Annotated in this window: 9 protein-coding genes and 1 tRNA gene; 1 reads left to right on the top strand and 9 read right to left on the bottom strand. The window is 68.1% G+C overall.

Annotated features, from left to right (window positions below):
- Positions 1-24: 24 nt before the first annotated feature.
- From RB628_RS09090 to RB628_RS09060, 7 genes are all read right to left on the bottom strand, one after another.
- Positions 25-570, bottom strand: coding sequence for a CinA family protein (locus RB628_RS09090; protein WP_318319804.1), 546 nt, complete (start codon positions 568-570; stop codon positions 25-27).
- Positions 567-1,397: a CDP-diacylglycerol--glycerol-3-phosphate 3-phosphatidyltransferase gene (pgsA, locus tag RB628_RS09085; protein WP_318319803.1), complete on the bottom strand. Its 831-nt coding sequence runs from the start codon at positions 1,395-1,397 to the stop codon at positions 567-569. The genes RB628_RS09090 and pgsA overlap by 4 nt, the downstream gene beginning before the upstream one ends.
- Positions 1,394-2,956, bottom strand: a complete 1,563-nt coding sequence (rimO, locus tag RB628_RS09080) for a 30S ribosomal protein S12 methylthiotransferase RimO (protein WP_318319801.1) — start codon at positions 2,954-2,956, stop codon at positions 1,394-1,396. The genes pgsA and rimO overlap by 4 nt, the downstream gene beginning before the upstream one ends.
- Before the next feature lie 98 nt (positions 2,957-3,054).
- Positions 3,055-3,906: a helix-turn-helix domain-containing protein gene (locus RB628_RS09075; RefSeq protein ID WP_318319800.1), complete on the bottom strand. Its 852-nt coding sequence runs from the start codon at positions 3,904-3,906 to the stop codon at positions 3,055-3,057.
- 270 nt (positions 3,907-4,176) lie between these two features.
- Positions 4,177-6,903, bottom strand: coding sequence for a DNA translocase FtsK (locus RB628_RS09070; RefSeq protein ID WP_318319799.1), 2,727 nt, complete (start codon positions 6,901-6,903; stop codon positions 4,177-4,179).
- Positions 6,904-7,063: 160 nt separating this feature from the next.
- Positions 7,064-7,750 carry a two-component system response regulator gene (locus RB628_RS09065; RefSeq protein ID WP_318319798.1) on the bottom strand — a complete coding sequence of 229 codons (687 nt, stop codon included), beginning with the start codon at positions 7,748-7,750 and terminating at the stop codon, positions 7,064-7,066.
- 307 nt (positions 7,751-8,057) lie between these two features.
- A complete protein-coding gene (locus RB628_RS09060; RefSeq protein WP_318319797.1) occupies positions 8,058-13,532 on the bottom strand; it encodes a HAMP domain-containing protein in 5,475 nt (1,824 codons plus the stop codon).
- 316 nt (positions 13,533-13,848) lie between these two features.
- On the opposite strand from RB628_RS09060, the gene RB628_RS09055 reads away from it, so the two are divergent.
- Complete coding sequence (locus tag RB628_RS09055) at positions 13,849-16,596, top strand: SpoIIE family protein phosphatase (RefSeq protein WP_318319796.1); 2,748 nt, start codon at positions 13,849-13,851, stop codon at positions 16,594-16,596.
- Positions 16,597-16,652: 56 nt separating this feature from the next.
- Here RB628_RS09055 and RB628_RS09050 read toward each other — a convergent pair.
- Together RB628_RS09050 and RB628_RS09045 are read right to left on the bottom strand one after the other, a co-directional pair.
- A tRNA-Thr gene (locus RB628_RS09050) sits at positions 16,653-16,728 on the bottom strand.
- Between the two features lie 83 nt (positions 16,729-16,811).
- Positions 16,812-17,474, bottom strand: a complete 663-nt coding sequence (locus RB628_RS09045) for a DegT/DnrJ/EryC1/StrS family aminotransferase (protein WP_318319879.1) — start codon at positions 17,472-17,474, stop codon at positions 16,812-16,814.
- Positions 17,475-17,635: the final 161 nt, after the last annotated feature.

Genomic DNA, 17,635 nt, shown 5'->3' with positions numbered 1-17,635 from the left:
CGTGTTCACTCAGGGCTGCAAACATCAGGTCCCCCCGTTCCGTTCCGTATGCTGTGCCCGCTCGTTCTTGGTCTGTTCGCCCGCAATCCCCTCCAGGAGGAGTGCGAGTACGCTCCGTACACTCTCCATACGAATTTCCGCCCGGGAGCCGTTCAACCGCAGCGACGCCACTTTTCCGCCACCTTCGGCATCTGTATCCGCCGCGAAAGGGCCGTCCACGGCCACGAAGACCGTCCCGACGGGCTGTCCGTCCTGCGGTTCCGGGCCGGCGACACCGGTCGTCGCGATACCCCAGTCGGCGCCGAGAATCTTGCGGACCCCGGCCGCCATCTGGGCCGCGACCTGCGGATCCACCGCGCCTCGGGCGGCCAGCAGGCGGGCGTCGACCCCGAGCACTTCGTGCTTCAGTTCGGTCGCGTACGCCGTCACCGCGCCCCGGAACGCCTTGGAGGCTCCGGGCGCCGATGTGATCTCCGCCGCAACCAGGCCACCTGTGAGGGACTCCGCGACAGCGAGCGTCTCACCCCTCACCGTCAGTAGTCTCACCACGTCAGCGGCTAAGGAACTCACCGTTCCGCCTCCATCGACGTGGCTTCGCGCTCGGCGATTCCCTGCCTGCGCAGCACAATGGCCTGTCTTACATAGTCGAGCCCGGTCACCACGGTCAGCACGACCGCCGCGGCCATCACCCAGAACCTCAGCGTCGCCAGCGGACCCGTCAGCGCCAGGACGTACATCCCGACGGCCACGCCCTGTGTGAGCGTCTTGAGCTTGCCGCCACGGCTCGCGGGAATCACGCCGTAGCGGATCACGACGAAGCGCAGCAGAGTGATCCCGAGCTCACGCCCGAGGATCACACCGGTCACCCACCACGGCAGATCGCCGAGCGCGGAGAGGCAGATCAGGGCCGCTCCCATGATCGCCTTGTCGGCGATGGGGTCGGCGATCTTCCCGAAGTCGGTGACGAGATCGTACGTACGCGCCAGATGCCCGTCGAAAATGTCGGTGATCATGGCGACGGCGAAGGCCGCCCAGGCGAGCGAGCGCCACGCCGGGTCGTACCCTCCGTCCGCGAGCATCAGGGCCACAAAGCCCGGCACCAGCAGCAACCGGATCATCGTAAGAATGTTCGCGATGTTCCAAAGGCTGGCCTGATTGACGGCCGCGGCCCCCAACTTCCCGCCGCGCACCGCCTTCGCACCCCCGTGAACGTCGGATTCCAGGGAGTCAGCCCCGGACCCGGACACCCCGGAGACGACAGCGGGCCCAGCGGCGACCGAGGAACCGGATGCCCCGGCAGCGCCCAGCGCGCCCGGCACACTCACCGCACCCGGCACGCCCTTGGCGTTCCGCGCGCTGGAGGAGCCGCCCGCTGCGGATGCCGGGACTCCGGTCATCTGGTCGCCTCCTCTGACTCCGAACACGCGAGCGAGCCCGGAAGCAGCTCGGCCACCAGGTCGACACCTTCCGTACCGACCACTTTCGCCTCGACCATACGACCGACACTCGGGCCTTCGCCGCTCGCGAGGCCCGCGAAATCCGCGAAGTTGGTGAACAGCACCTGACCGTCCGTCTCCGGCGCCTGGTGCGCACCACGGCCGTACGCGCCCTCCTCGCCGCCGACCGACTCGACCAGCACGTGCACCGTCTCGCCGACGCGCTCCTCCGCGCGCTGCGAGACCAGTTCCTCGGCCAGCCGGGAGACCCGGGCGAGCCGGGCCTCGACGACGTCCTCGTCCAGCTTGTTCTCGTACGTCGCCGCTTCCGTGCCGTCCTCGTCGGAGTACCCGAAGACACCGATGGCGTCCAGGCGCGCGTTGTTCAGGAACCGCTCCAGCTCCGCCAGGTCGGCCTCGGTCTCGCCGGGGAAGCCCACGATGAAGTTGGACCGCACGCCGGCCTGGGGAGCCTTGCTCCGGATGGTGTCGAGCAGCTCCAGGAAGCGGTCGGTGTCACCGAAGCGCCGCATTGCACGCAGCACATCGGGCGCGGAGTGCTGGAAGGAGAGGTCGAAGTAGGGGGCGACCTTCGGGGTCGAGGTCAGTACGTCGATGAGCCCCGGGCGCATCTCGGCGGGCTGCAGGTAGCTCACGCGCACGCGCTCGATGCCGTCGACGTCCGCGAGTTCGGGCAGCAGCGACTCCAGCAGGCGGATGTCGCCAAGGTCCTTGCCGTACGAGGTGTTGTTCTCGGAGACCAGCATGACCTCCTTGACCCCCTGCTCGGCGAGCCACCTGGTCTCGTTCAGTACGTCGCTGGGGCGGCGCGAGATGAAGGAGCCCCGGAAGGACGGGATGGCGCAGAAGGTGCAGCGCCGGTCGCAGCCGGAGGCGAGCTTCACCGAGGCGACGGGCGCGCCGTCGAGCCGGCGGCGCAGAGGCGCACGGGGGCCGGAGACCGGAGCGACACCGTCGGGGAGATCGGCAGGCGCCTCGGCGGGTTCCACCGGCCCGGCAGCCGAGCCGGCGTCAGCGTCCGTGGTGGTCCCGTGCCCCGGAAGAGCGATCCCCGCACCCGCACCCTGCCGCTCCGCCGGGCTGATCGGCAGCAGCTTGCGCCGGTCGCGGGGGGTGTGCGAGGCGTGGATACCGCCGTTCAGGATGGTCCGGAGGCGGTCGGAGATGTCGGCGTAGTCGTCGAAGCCGAGCACGCCGTCGGCCTCGGGGAGGGCCTCGGCGAGTTCCTCGCCGTACCGCTCGGCCATGCAGCCCACCGCCACGACGGCCTGGGTTCTGCCGTGCCCCTTGAGGTCGTTGGCCTCCAGCAGGGCGTCGACGGAGTCCTTCTTGGCGGCCTCGACAAAGCCACAGGTGTTGACGACGGCGACGTCCGCGTCCTCGGCGTCCTCCACGAGTTGCCAGCCGTCCGCCTCCAAGCGGCCTGCGAGCTCCTCCGAGTCCACCTCGTTACGGGCGCAGCCAAGAGTGACGAGTGCGACGGTACGGCGTTCAGGCATGGGCTCAAGACTACTTCGTCCCACTGACACCCCACGTCGACGGGGCCAGCCGATCTAGGCAGGCCCCGTACCTGTGAACCCCGGAAGCGCAGTTCCGCTCAGCCGACCTCCGGGTCGCCCTTCGTGTACGTGAGCCGCTCCACGGCACCCGGCTGGAACTCGTCCTCGATCTTCTTGCCGTTCACGTACAGCTGGATCGCGCCCGCATCGCCCAGGACGAGATTGATCTCCTCGTTGTCCTGGAACGTCTGGGACTGGCCCTGCTTGAGCAGGCCGTCGAAGAGCAGCCGGCCGTTGTGGTCCTTGGCGGAGATCCAGCTGCGCCCGTCCGCGGCGCTCACCTGGACGGTCACCTTGTCTCGCGGCGCCGCCGCGATCGCGCTGTCCGACGGGTCCGGCTTCGGGTCGGTGGGCTTGTCCTTCTTGGGTGTGGGCGAGGCAGGCTGGCCGGCCGTGGGTGTGGAGCCCTCGGCGACCTGGGCCTGCGTGCCGTCCTCGTCGCCCCCGTTGACCAGGGTGAAGCCGACGAAGCCGATCACGGCGACGATCGCGGCGACCATCGCCGCGGTCCAGTTCGGTCCGCGCCGCTCGGGGCGGATGCGTTCCGCCTCGAACAGGGGCGCGGCCGGGGTCGGCGCCGGACGCCCGCCGCGGGCGTCGGCGAACTGCGCGAGCAGCGGCTCGGGGTCGAGGTGGACGGCACGGGCGAGGGTCCGGATGTGCCCGCGCGCGTAGACGTCTCCGCCGCAGGGGGCGAAGTCGTCCTGTTCGATCGCGTGCACGATGGCGATCCGGACCCGGGTGGCGGAACTGACGTCGTCGACGGTCAGCCCCGCCGCGATGCGCGCCTGCTGGAGGGCACGACCGATCGAAGGGCGGGCTGCTTCCTCGCGATCGTCGCGGTCTTGTTCGGACGGACGCTCGTCTTGTGGAGAGTTGCCGATGGACACGGGGGCGCCTTTCGAGCGTTTAGCCACCTGTGCTGGAGGTTCAGTTTAGGGGGGTTCGGAAAGGGTGGGGCAACCGGGCGGACGGACTTTGTACGCCATCGGTATGGCCAGGACACGCCGATGGCCAGGTCATGGAGAGACAAGGATCTGCCGCCTCCCTCAACTTGACGTACGCCGAAGGGAAACGGTTGCTCAATGATCCCTTACGAGTGAGTCACGATCGACCACCCGGTTGCCGCACACACGGACCCCCGCACACCGGACGACTCCCTAGGAGTCAGTCTCCCCACGAATCACCGCGAGCATCTCGTCCAGCCCGTCAGCCTTCACAAGAACGTCACGCGCCTTGGACCCCTCGGTCGGCCCGACGATCCCCCGCGTCTCCATGAGGTCCATCAGCCGTCCCGCCTTGGCGAACCCGACCCGCAGCTTGCGCTGGAGCATCGACGTGGACCCGAACTGGCTGCTGACGACCAGTTCGGCCGCCGCGCACAGCAGTTCGAGATCGTCGCCGATCTCCTCGTCGATCTCCTTCTTCTGCTTGGTGCCCACGGTGACGTCGTCCCGGAAGACCGGCGCCATCTGGTCCTTGCAGTGCTGGACGATCGCCGCGACCTCGTCCTCGGTCACGAAGGCACCCTGCATACGGGTGGGCTTGTTGGCGCCCATCGGAAGGAACAGTCCGTCGCCCTTGCCGATCAGCTTCTCGGCGCCGGGCTGGTCCAGAATGACGCGCGAGTCGGCCAGGGAGGAGGTGGCGAAGGCAAGCCTCGACGGCACGTTCGCCTTGATCAGCCCGGTCACCACGTCGACGGACGGCCGCTGCGTGGCGAGGACCAGGTGGATGCCGGCCGCGCGCGCGAGCTGCGTGATGCGCACGATCGCGTCCTCGACGTCCCTGGGGGCCACCATCATCAGGTCGGCCAGCTCGTCGACGATCACCAGCAGATACGGGTACGGCTGGAGCTCGCGCTCACTGCCTTCGGGTAGTTTGACCTTGCCGTTCCTGATGGCCTCGTTGAAGTCGTCGATGTGCCGGAATCCGAACGCGGCCAGGTCGTCGTACCGCAGATCCATTTCCCGTACGACCCACTGGAGCGCCTCCGCGGCCCGCTTCGGGTTGGTGATGATCGGCGTGATCAGGTGCGGGATGCCCTCGTACGCGGTCAGCTCGACACGCTTGGGGTCGACGAGGACCATGCGGACGTCCTCAGGGGTCGCCCGGACCATGACCGACGTGATCAGACAGTTGATACAGGACGATTTGCCCGAACCGGTCGCACCCGCGACGAGCAGGTGCGGCATCTTCGCGAGGTTGGCCATCACATAGCCGCCCTCGACATCCTTGCCGAGCGCCACCAGCATCGGGTGGTCGTCCTCCGCCGCGTCGGCCAGCCGGAGCACATCCCCCAGATTGACCATCTCCCGGTCGGTGTTGGGGATCTCGATGCCGACCGCCGACTTGCCGGGGATCGGACTGATGATCCGCACATCGGGGCTGGCGACGGCGTAGGCGATGTTCTTGGTGAGGGCGGTGATCCGCTCGACCTTGACCGCGGGGCCCAGTTCGACCTCGTACCGCGTGACCGTCGGACCGCGGGTGAAGCCGGTGACCGCGGCGTCGACCTTGAACTCCATGAAGACGTTGGAGAGGGAGGCGACCACCGCGTCGTTCGCCGCGCTGCGGGTCTTGCCGGGGCCGCCGCGCTCCAGCAGGTCGAGGGAAGGCAGCGCGTACGTGATGTCCCCGGAGAGCTGGAGCTGCTCGGCACGCGGCGGCAGGTCGCGCATCGCCTCCGGCGGCGCCTTCGTGAGGTCGGGAACCCCGGTCTTGACCGGTTCCGCCTTGAGCTTCTCCTGCTTGGGACGTGCCCCCGGGACGGGAGTGCGCGTCGGGGTCGTCTCCTCGCGGTCGCCGCCCGTACTCACCCCCTGGGTGAGGTCGGCGACGATCGGCGAGGGCGGCATGCCGTGCAGGACAGCCCCGTCGAGCGCGGCAGCGGCGGCCGCGGCGACGTCCACGGCGTCCATCGGCCGCCCGGGGTCGGGCTGGCGTACCGCGGATCGCCTGGGGCGGCTCCGGCGCTTGGTGAGCGCCTCCTGCTCGGCACCGTCCGGGTCGTACTCCTCAGGGGCGGACCCGCGCCCGCGGGCGCGAGTGGGCATCGACTCGCGCCACTGGTCGTCGTACCGCTCGTCGTCCTGGGAGAGCCCGTCCTCCTCGGGGTCTCCCAGGATACCGAGCCGGATCCCGAGCTGCCGCAGCCGCTGCGGAATCGCGTTGACGGGCGTCGCGGTGACGACGAGCAGTCCGAAGACGGTGAGCAGCACCAGCAGCGGTACGGCGAGGACCTCGCCCATGGTGTGCGTCAGCGGGGTCGCCGCTCCCCAGCCGATGAGCCCGCCGGCGTCCCTTATGGCCTGCATGCCGTCGCTGCGCGCAGGGGCGCCGCACGCGATGTGGACCTGGCCGAGCACACCGATGACGAGCGCGGACAGACCGATGACGATCCGCCCGTTCGCCTCGGGCTTCTCCGGGTGCCTGATGAACCGGACGGCGATGACCGCCAGCAGTATTGGCACGAGCAGGTCGAGGCGGCCGAACGCGCCGGTGACCAGCATCTCGACCAGGTCACCGACGGGGCCGCGCAGGTTGGACCAGGTACCCGCGGCGACGATCAGCGCGAGGGCGAGCAGCAGCAGTGCCAAGCCGTCCTTCCGGTGTGCCGGGTCGAGGTTCCTCGCGCCCTGCCCTATGCCGCGGAACACGGCACCGACGGCGTGTGCGATACCGAGCCACAGGGCGCGTACGAGACGGTAGACGCCCCCGGTGGGGCTGGGTGCCGGTGGGGGCGCGGCCTTCTTCGCCGCGGCCTTCCTGGCAGGCGCCTTCTTGGCTGGGGCTTTTTTCGCCGCGGCCTTCCTCGCCGGAGCCTTCGCGGGCGCGGCTGCCTTCTTCGCGGGCGGCTTCTTGGCTGCGGAAGGACGTGAGGCCATGTGTGTGAGGTTACCGGTGGAGGCGACAACGGACACGTGTGCTCAGTGCTTCACCCGTTCGTGTCGCCCTTGCGTGAGCACGAAACTGACGCGTGCTCACGCGCAACTACGCTCGATGCGCGGGTGAGTCCTGTGCCGGAAGAGCTGACCGATGCGCGGATCAGTTCGGCGACGGCACCGAAGGTGCCCCGCTCCCGGTGCCCGGTTCGAGCGCGTCCAGAGCCCGGCGCAGGCCGGTCAGTTTGCGTTCGAGATGGGCTGCGGTGGCCACCGCGGCCGCGTCCGCCGACTCGTCGTCGAGCTGTTTGGACAGCGCCTCGGCCTGCTCCTCGACCGCCGCGAGCCGCGCGGACAGTTCGGCGAGCAGACCCGCCGGCTCCTTGGCCGAACCGACCGCCGCCCTGCCACCGCCGCCCTCCAGCTGAAGCCGCAACAGGGCTGCCTGCTCCCGGAGTTGGCAGTTCTTCATGTACAACTCGACGAACACCGAGACCTTCGCGCGCAGCACCCACGGGTCGAACGGCTTGGAGATGTAGTCCACCGCACCCGCCGCGTACCCCCGGAAGGTGTGGTGCGGACCGTGGTTGATCGCGGTGAGGAAGATGATCGGGATGTCCCGGGTCCGCTCCCGCCTCTTGATGTGCGCGGCCGTTTCGAAGCCGTCCATGCCCGGCATCTGCACGTCCAGCAGAATGACCGCGAAGTCGTCCGTCAGAAGTGCCTTGAGCGCTTCCTCCCCGGACGATGCCCGCACCAGTGTCTGATCCAACGCAGAGAGAATGGCCTCCAGCGCCAGCAGATTCTCCGGCCGGTCATCGACCAGGAGGATCTTGGCCTTCTGCACCATGGCCCGCCCTCCTCGCCCCGGCTTGGGGCCTCCCCTGTCCTCAGGACTTGGGGCAGCACCACCGGGCGCCGTCCCAGGGGACGGCTCCCTTACGCCGCCCGTCCTCGTGCCGGTCATGGTAGCCGCACCCCGCCCGTCGCCACACCCTGTCACCGCGATGTCACTGTGCACGTAGCAGAAACGTAGCGGGAGACCAGAAGGTTCCCCGAATCCCGTACTTCTACACGGCTTCGGCCACACTGAGTCAGCAACTCCGCGTGAACACCGGAGGTTCTAGTCCGCACGACGGAAACCCCCAGCTCAACCGTCACCCCTCACGCATCCACTGCTCCATCACCGTCAACAGGTGATCGGGGTCAACGGGCTTGGTCACATAGTCCGAGGCCCCCGACTCGATCGCCTTCTCCCGGTCGCCCTTCATCGCCTTGGCGGTCAGCGCGATGATCGGGAGTCCGGCGAACTGCGGCATCCTACGGATCGCCGTGGTCGTCGCGTAGCCGTCCATCTCGGGCATCATGATGTCCATCAGTACGACTGTCACATCGTCATGCTGTTCCAGGACTTCGATGCCTTCCCGGCCGTTCTCGGCGTACAGCACCGACAGGCCGTGCTGCTCCAGGACGCTCGTCAGCGCGAAAACGTTGCGGATGTCGTCGTCGACGATCAGCACCTTCTCGCCGTCGAACTGGATACCCCGACGCGGCTGGTGTACCGACTCCTGCTCCGCGGCCGCCGCCCATTGGCCGTTCGCCCTGGAGGACGCGTTCAGCTCAGTCACCGACACGGCCCTGCGGCGCCGCCTGAACAGCGCGGCGGGCCCGTTCTGTGCCTCGTGGTACGACTTCACCTCGGCCGGCGTCTCGACGTCCGTCCCGGCCCGCTCCGCATCGGAGGACAGCAGTTCGCCGACCTCCAGGGAAGGCGCCAGCTGCGCATAGCCCTGCGGGGGCAGTTCACTCGGGTGCAGCGGCAAATACAACGTGAACGTCGAGCCCCGGCCGGGCTCGCTCTGCGCGTGGATCTCACCGCCGAGCAGCCGCGCGATCTCCCGCGAGATGGACAGCCCCAGCCCCGTGCCGCCGTACTTGCGGCTGGTCGTGCCGTCCGCCTGCTTGAACGCCTCGAAAATCACCCGCATCTTGCTGGCCGCGATACCGATTCCGGTGTCGGTCACCGAGAACGCGATCATGTCGGCGTCCGCGTCCCGCAGCGAGCCCGCCTCCAGCAACTGCTCCCGGATGGCCACCGGGACCTCCGCGCCGGCCGACCGGATCACCAGCTCGACCGCTCCCGTGTCGGTGAACTTCACCGCGTTGGACAGCAGATTGCGCAACACCTGGAGCAGCCGCTGCTCGTCCGTGTGCAGCGTGGCGGGCAGGTCGGGCGAGACCCGTACGGAGAAGTCGAGACGCTTCTCCGCGGTCAGCGGACGGAACGTGGCCTCCACGTAGTCGACGAGCTGCACGAGCGCGATGCGCGTCGGGGAGACGTCCATCTTGCCCGCCTCGACCTTCGACAGGTCGAGGATGTCGTTGATCAGCTGGAGCAGGTCCGAACCCGCCCCGTGGATCGTCTCGGCGAACTCGACCTGCTTGGGGGTGAGGTTGGTGTCCGCGTTGTCGGCGAGCAGCTTGGCCAGGATCAGCAGCGAGTTGAGCGGCGTACGCAGCTCGTGCGACATGTTGGCGAGGAACTCGCTCTTGTAGCGCATCGACACGGCGAGTTGTTCGGCGCGCTCCTCCAGGACCTGCCGCGCCTCCTCGATCTCCGTGTTCTTGACCTCGATGTCACGGTTCTGCTGGGCCAGCAGTTCGGCCTTCTCCTCCAGCTCCGCATTGGACGACTGAAGCGCCTTCTGCCGGTTCTCCAGCTCGGCCGAGCGCTCCCTCAACTGTTCGGTCAGCTCCTGCGACTGCTTCAGCAGCACCTCCGTCTTGGTGTTGACGGAGATGGTGTTGACGCTGGTCGCGATCATTTCGGCGATCTGGTTGAGGAAGTCCTTCTGAATCTGCGTGAACGGCGTGAACGACGCCAGTTCGATGACACCCAGCACCTTGCCCTCGAACAGCAGCGGCAGCACGATCACCTGCGCGGGCGGCGCCTCGCCCAGCCCGGAGGAGATCTTCAGATAACCGCTCGGCGCGTTCTCCACAAGGATCGTGCGCTTCTCCTCGGCGGCGGTACCGACCAGCGCCTCACCCGGCCGGAAAGAGGTCGGCATGGAGCCCATGGAGTATCCGTACGAGCCGAGCATGCGCAGTTCGTACGCGTCCTCCGGCACGCTTCCCGGGTCCTTGCCGTCGACCGTCTGCATCGCCAGGAAGAACGCGCCGTGCTGGGCGGTGACCACCGGTGTCAGCTCGCTCATGATCAGCGAGGCCACGTCGTCGAGGTCCCGGCGGCCCTGCATCAGGGCCGAGATACGGGCGAGGTTGCCCTTGAGCCAGTCCTGTTCCTTGTTGGCGATCGTGGTGTCGCGCAGGTTGGCAATCATCTTGTTGATGTAGTCCTGAAGTTCCTGGATCTCGCCGGAAGCGTCCACGTCGATCTTCAGGTTGAGGTCACCGCGGGTCACCGCGGTCGCCACGCGAGCGATGGCACGCACCTGCCGGGTCAGGTTCCCGGCCATCTCGTTCACCGACTCGGTGAGGTCGCGCCAGGTGCCGTCGACGTCCCGCACGCGCGCCTGACCGCCGAGCTGGCCTTCCGTACCCACCTCTCGGGCGACTCGGGTGACCTCCTCGGCGAAGGACGACAGCTGATCAACCATGGTGTTGATCGTCGTCTTGAGTTCAAGGATCTCGCCGCGAGCGTCAATGTCGATCTTCTTCGTCAGGTCACCCTTGGCGATGGCTGTCGTCACCATCGCGATGTTGCGCACCTGACCGGTCAGGTTGGACGCCATCCCGTTCACCGACTCGGTGAGGTCCTTCCACGTACCGGCCACACCCGGCACCCGCGCCTGCCCGCCCAGGATGCCGTCCGTACCCACCTCACGGGCCACCTTGGTGACCTGGTCGGCGAACGAACTCAGCGTCTTCACCATGGTGTTGAAGGTGTCGGCGAGTTGCGCGACCTCGCCACGCGCCTCGATCGTCACCGTCCGCGTCAGGTCGCCGTTGGCGACGGCCGCCGCGACCTGGGAGATGTTCCGCACCTGCACGGTCAGGTTGTTGGCCATCAGGTTGACGTTGTCGGTGAGGTCCTTCCAGATGCCCGTGACACCCGACGCGTGGGCCTGACCGCCGAGGATGCCCTCCGTACCCACCTCACGGGCCACCCGGGTCACCTGCTCGGCGAACGACGACAGCTGATCAACCATGGTGTTGACCGTCGTGACGAGTTCCAGGATCTCGCCCTTCGCGTCAACAGTGATCTTCTTAGACAGATCACCCTTGGCGACGGCGGTCGTCACCTCGGCGATGTTGCGCACCTGGATGGTCAGGTTGTTCGCCATGAAGTTCACGGACTGCGTGAGGTCCTTCCAGGTACCGGAGACACCCTGCACCTCGGCCTGACCGCCGAGCATGCCCTCCGTACCCACCTCACGGGCCACACGCGTGACCTCCTGGGCGAACGACGACAGCTGGTCGACCATCGTGTTCAGGGTGTTCTTGAGCTCCAGGATCTCGCCGCGAGCATCCACGGTGATCTTCTGGGACAGGTCACCCCGGGCCACCGCGGTCGCCACCTGGGCGATGTTGCGCACCTGGGCGGTGAGGTTGCCGGCCATGCCGTTCACGGAGTCGGTGAGGTCGCGCCACACACCGGCGACCCCGGGCACCTGCGCCTGCCCGCCGAGCCGGCCCTCGGTACCCACGTCACGGGCGACCCGGGTCACCTGGTCGGCAAAGGCCGAGAGTTGGTCAACCATGGTGTTGATCGTGTTCTTCAACTCGAGGATCTCACCGCGCGCGTCGACATCGATCTTCTGGGACAGGTCACCCCGGGCCACAGCCGTCGTCACCTGGGCGATCTGCCGCACCTGGGAGGTGAGATTGCCACCCATGAAGTTGACGGAGTCGGTGAGTTCCTTCCACGTACCGGACACGCCGTCCACACGCGCCTGACCGCCCAGGCGACCCTCCGTACCCACGTCGCGGGCCATCCGCGTCACCTGGTCGGCGAAGCTCGACAGCTGGTCCACCATCGTGTTCACGGTGTTCTTCAGCTGGAGCATCTCACCGGAGACATCGACGGTGACCTTCTGGGACAGGTCGCCGTTGGCCACCGCTGTCGTCACCTGGGCGATGTTCCTCACCTGTCCGGTGAGGTTCCTGAACGCCGTGTTGACGGAGTCCGTCAGGTCCTTCCACGTGCCCGCCGCACCCGGCACCTGGGCCTGCCCGCCCAGCTCGCCCTCGACACCGATCTCCCGCGCGACCCGCGTGACCTCGGCACCGAACGCGGACAGCTGGTCGACCATCCCGTTGACGGTGTTCTTCAGCTCCAGCATCTCGCCGGCGACCTCGACACTGACCTTCTGCGACAGGTCACCGCTGGCCACAGCGGTCGTCACGGCGGCGATGTCCCGCACCTGCGTGGTGAGATTCCGGAAGACCGTGTTGACGGAGTCCGTCAGGTCCTTCCACGTACCCGCCGCACCCGGCACATTCGCCTGCCCGCCGAGCCGCCCCTCGCCACCGACCTCGTTGGCGACCCGGGTGACCTCGTCCGCGAACGTCCGCAGCGTCTCCGTCATCTGGTTGATCGTCTCGGCGAGCTGAGCGACCTCGCCGCGCGCCGACACCGTCACCTTCTGTGACAGATCGCCGTTCGCGACCGCCGTCGTCACCTGCGCGATCCCGCGCACCTGGGCCGTCAGGTTACCGGCCATAAGATTCACCGAATCGGTGAGATCCTTCCACACTCCCGCCACACCCGGCACCTGCGCCTGCCCGCCGAGCTCACCCTCCGTACCCACCTCGCGCGCGACTCGCGTCACCTCGGAGGAGAAGGACGACAGCTGATCGACCATCGTGTTGACGGTGTTCTTCAGCTCGAGCATCTCGCCGGCCACATGAACCGTGACCTTCCGGGACAGATCACCCTTGGCGACGGCCGTCGTCACCAGCGCGATATCCCGCACCTGCGCCGTCAGCCGGTACGCCATGGTGTTGACCGAGTCCGTGAGATCCCGCCACGAACCAGACATACCGCGCACCTGGGCCTGACCACCCAGCTTGCCCTCCGTACCGACCTCGCTGGCCACACGCGTGACCTCGTCGGTGAACGTCGACAACTGGTCGACGAGATTGTTGACCGTGCGCCCGACCTTCAGGAACTCCCCGCGCAGCGGATGCCCGTTGCCGTCCGCAGCCTGCGTCCGCAGTTCCATCCGGGGCGACAGATCACCCTCCGCGACCGCGCTCAGCACCCGGCCGACCTCGGAGACCGGGCGTACGAGATCGTCGACGAGCGCGTTCGAGGCATCGATGGCCGCAGCCCACGAGCCCTCACTGGCACCCGCCTCCAGCCGCTCGGTCAGCTTCCCCTCGCGCCCCACCATGCGCCGCACGCGCGACAATTCACCTGTCAAGTGGAGATTACGGTCGGCCACCTCATTGAAGACCGCCGCGATCTCCGACATGACGCCGTCGCCGGCCACCGTGAGCCGCTTCCGGAAGTTGCCGTCACGCATCGACTCAAGGGCCGACAGCAACCTGTCCAGGGATGCCGTATCCACCTCGGTCGTTCCATTGCGCGGTTTGCGCCGGTTACTCAGGGATTGTCCGCCTTTCGCGCGCGTCTTAGTGCCCCGCGTCGCTGCGCCAGACTCCACTGTGTCCCTCCCGCAGGGGTCGACCGTTTCTGCTCTGCGTGCTCTGTCATCACTCGGGCGTACCCGGATACTGCCAGCCGTGCGTAGAACTTCTTCTGGAGCCTGCCCAGTGTTTCACCCCGTCCGAACCCGGCCATAACAGTTCGGCAGCTTCGCACACCGTCCGCACACTCTGGGGACGTAAACACTGCAGACCTGCATCCGCATGGACCGCGAAGGTAAGTAACCTTGCATACGGCTGTCCAGCCACACCGGTCCGTCCGGTCTGGGCGGTGGCACGACCACGAGCGGGCAGGCATCGGAGGGGCACCGCACCATGACCACCGGACTGCATCCCGGGGAAGCACCCCAGGATCCCCGGCCGACGGGGAACCACACCCTGCCCCGGCAGGAGCGGGTCGGCCCCGGCACACTGCATGCCGACAATCGGACAAGGAGTTCTGTGATCACCGCGCGCGCGGCCGCCACCTTCGACCCCGTCGGACGATCGGTAGCGACCGCCCGTTCCTTCGTCCGCGACACCCTGCAGGGCTGGGGCTTCGCGGACATCGTCGACGATGCCGTGGTCCTCACGAGCGAACTGGTCACCAACGCCGTGATCCACGCGGGCACCTCCGCGGACGTCCTGTGTCTACGCAGTGACGACGGCGTACGCATCGAGGTGGCCGACCTCTACCCGGAGCGCGAGATCCCCCTCCAGGGCTCGCCCGCCAACATGGGCAGTCCCGACCGGGAGGGCGGCCGCGGCCTCCAGTTGTGCGCGGCACTGGCCGGCCGCTGGGGGGTCGAGTACACGCCCACCCAGAAGCAGGTCTGGTTCCAACTCGACCTTCCCGAAAGGGCGGTGGGCACCCGCTCCGCGGGTCCTTCCCTCCCTGCCGCCCTCCTCCCGCTGGCCGACGGTCGCGTCCGGGTCGCGGTCATCCAGATCGACCGCGCCGGAGCCATCGCGGCGTGGAACGAGGACGCAGACGAACTCTTCGGCTACGCGCCCGAGTCGGTCATCGGCAAACCCCTCACCGACCTCGCCGCCTGGCCGCACACGCCGGGCACCAGCACCGGTGTCGTCGAGGCCCTCCAACTCTCCCGCTGGGAAGGCAGCTACGGCATAAGGGGCGCCAACGGCCGCGTCACCCCGGTGTACGCCTCCCATCTCCGGGTCCGCGACACGGACGGCGAGCCCTCGACGGTCTGCCTCCTCGTCCGCGACCATGAACGGGCGGTCCTTCAGACCCCCTTGCGCGGCAGTTCGTCCGACACGTCGTCGAGCTCCGAGGGCCCGAACACCGATCCCTTCGAGGTGTTCATCGGCTCCCCGGCCCCGGACGACCTCGACGGTCTGCTCCAGCGCACGGTGGAACGCGCCCGCGACATGCTCGACGCCGACTCCGCCTTCCTGCTCCTGGCCACGGACGACGAAACGGAGTTGGAGGTACGGGCCTCGACAGGCCTGCCCTCCGCCCGCCAGCGCTTTGCCCGCGTCCCGGTCGAGGCAGGCCCCGGCCGCTACGGCTCGGCCCGTATGCCGGCCGTCCACGACGACCTCTCGGCCGTCCCCGGAGCCGTCCCTCTCCTGAGCGGCACGGGCATGCGCTCCGTCGTCACCGTCCCCTTGAAGGTGGAAGGCCGCCTCACCGGCTCCCTGGGTGTAGCGGCCGAGTCCCCCGGCCGCTACACGAACGAAGAGGCCCTGCGCCTCCAGTTCGCCGCCGACCGCATCGCACTGGCGGTGGAGTCGGCCCGCCTGGGTGAACTGGAACGCCTTCGCCGAGGCTCGCTGAGCTTCCTGGTCGAGGCCTCCGACCTCCTCGCGGGAACGCTCGACCGCGACCAGACCCTCGCCCTCATGGCCCAGATGACGGTCCCGACGCTGGCGACCTGGTGCGCGGTCTACACGATCGCCGACCAGGCCTCGGACCCGTACCTCTCGTACGTTCTGCACGAGGACGAGGACCTCATCGACGGCCTCAAGGCCCTCCTGTCGAAGATCGCCACGCCGGACCCGGTGCCCACCCCAGGCGCCCGCGTCTGGTCGGCCCCCGCCGAAGCGGCCCACCAGGCTGCCCTGCGCACCTCCATGCGCAGCCTGGGCCTCAACGCACCCACCTCGATCAGCTCGGGCATCGGCACAACTCTCGCCACGGCGGCAGCAGTCGGCGGCGAGACGGTCGTCCTCCCCCTGGTTGCCCGCAATCGCGTGATCGGCATGCTCACCCTCGGCAAGCCGACGGACGAGCACTTCCGCCAGGAGATCCTGGAACTGGCCGAGGACTTGAGCCGCCGGGCCGCTCTTGCCCTGGACAACGCCCGCCTCTACTCGGAACGCAGCGCCATCAGCCAGTCCCTGCAACGCAGCCTCCTGCCTCCGGAGTTGCCGGAGATCGAGGGCGTTGAGGTAGAGGTCATCTACCGCGCGGCCGGCGAGGGCAATGAGGTCGGCGGCGATTTCTACGACCTCTTCCCCATCCGCGACGGCGCCTACGGCTTCGCCATCGGCGACGTCTGCGGTACGGGCCCGGAGGCCGCGGCGGTAACGGGCCTGGCCCGCCACGCCCTCCGCCTTCTGGCGAGAGAGGGCTTCGGCGGCCCGGCGGTACTGGAGCGCCTCAACTCGGCGATCCTCGACGAGGGCGCCCGCAGCCGCTTCCTGACCCTCCTGTACGGCGAGTTGTGGCCGCAGGAGGACGGCAGTGCCGTACTGAAGGTGGTGTGCGCCGGCCACCCCCTCCCGCTCCGCCTGCGCCAGGACGGCACAGTCGAACCGGCAGCGGAGCCCCAGCCCCTCCTGGGCGTCCTGGAGGACCTGGAGCTGTACGAGCAGACGATCACGCTCGACCCCGGCGACGTCCTCCTCTGCGTCACGGACGGCGTCACGGAACGCCGCGAGGGCACCCGCATGCTGGGCGACGACGGCCTGACGGATGTCCTGAGGACGTGTACCGGCCTGACGGCCGGGGCGGTGGCGGCCCGTATCATGCGCGCCGTCGAACGCTTCGCCTCCGATGCCCCGTCCGACGACATGGCAATCCTGGCGATGCGTGTGCCGGGCCTGCAGAAGGACTGATGAACTGACGACGGGCATGAAAAAAGGCCCCGCCCAACTGGGCGGGGCCTTCTGCGTGGAGCCCCCCAACGGAATCGAACCGTTGACCTTCTCCTTACCATGGAGACGCTCTGCCGACTGAGCTAGGGGGGCCAGTTACTTTTCGAGGTTTCCCTCGCGGCAACGAAAGAGATCATACCCCCAACAGCCCCGTGCTCCCAACTACGCCCGCGCAATCAGAACGCGGGCTGCAACAACCCTCCGAGCGAATTGCACACGGAGACGATCCGCTGCATGTCCCGCTTGGTCAACGAGGCGTCCACCGGCAGCGCCAGCGTCTCGTCGACGGCCAACTCGGTCTCGGGCAGCGAGACACAGCACCGGAAGGCGGGCATGCGGTGCACCGGTGCCTTCACCGGCACCCGGCAGTCAACACCCCTGGCACGCAAGGCCCGAGCGAAGGCGTCCCGATCCGGCCGCCCGTTGCCGGGCACCCGCACGACATACTGCTGGTAGGTGTGACCGTCCCCGTCATCGGGCGTCCGCACACCCCGCAACTTCAGGTCGAGAAACGCCGCACGCTGCCGCCGCTGAGCGACCTCGTCGTACGGCGACTCCGACTCCCCGTGCTGCAACACCAGAAGCCCGCGTCGCTGTCCGACCTCGAGCAGTCGCCCCATGTCGGCCGGCCGCCCAAATCGGTGTACGGCAACGACGGCCGCTGTCCGCGGAGTTGTGGCCGCCTCGACAGCTGACGCGGCAAGGCAGTACGTCACCGGATCTATGTCGGCGAACACCGGCAGCCCACCGGCCAGAAGCACGGCTTCGGCGACTTCCACGTTCCCGAAGGCCGGGACGACGACCTCATCACCGACTCCGACGCCGGCGGCCCTGAGCAATGCAGCAGTACCCATGCCCTGGATGTTGGGCGCGAGACGTGAACGTCAAGTGACGCACAACAAAAAAGGGTTGGACCCCGAACCGAAGTTCAGGATCCAACCCTTTCAATATTTGTTCGGCGGTGTCCTACTCTCCCACAGGGTCCCCCCTGCAGTACCAT

Source organism: Streptomyces sp. ADMS (genome assembly GCF_033441795.1).
Taxonomy (GTDB): Bacteria; Actinomycetota; Actinomycetes; order Streptomycetales; family Streptomycetaceae; genus Streptomyces.
The sequence above is the reverse complement of the archived record's forward strand: the minus strand, read 5'-3'. Positions and strand labels throughout refer to the sequence as shown.

Bases quoted from the DNA above. Each gene is read 5' to 3' on its own strand.
- pgsA (WP_318319803.1), bottom strand. From the start codon at position 1,397: ATGACCGGAGTCCCGGCATCCGCAGCGGGCGGCTCCTCCAGCGCGCGG.
- rimO (WP_318319801.1), bottom strand. From the start codon at position 2,956: ATGCCTGAACGCCGTACCGTCGCACTCGTCACTCTTGGCTGCGCCCGT.
- RB628_RS09070 (WP_318319799.1), bottom strand. From the start codon at position 6,903: ATGGCCTCACGTCCTTCCGCAGCCAAGAAGCCGCCCGCGAAGAAGGCA.
- RB628_RS09065 (WP_318319798.1), bottom strand. From the start codon at position 7,750: ATGGTGCAGAAGGCCAAGATCCTCCTGGTCGATGACCGGCCGGAGAAT.
- RB628_RS09055 (WP_318319796.1), top strand. From the start codon at position 13,849: ATGACCACCGGACTGCATCCCGGGGAAGCACCCCAGGATCCCCGGCCG.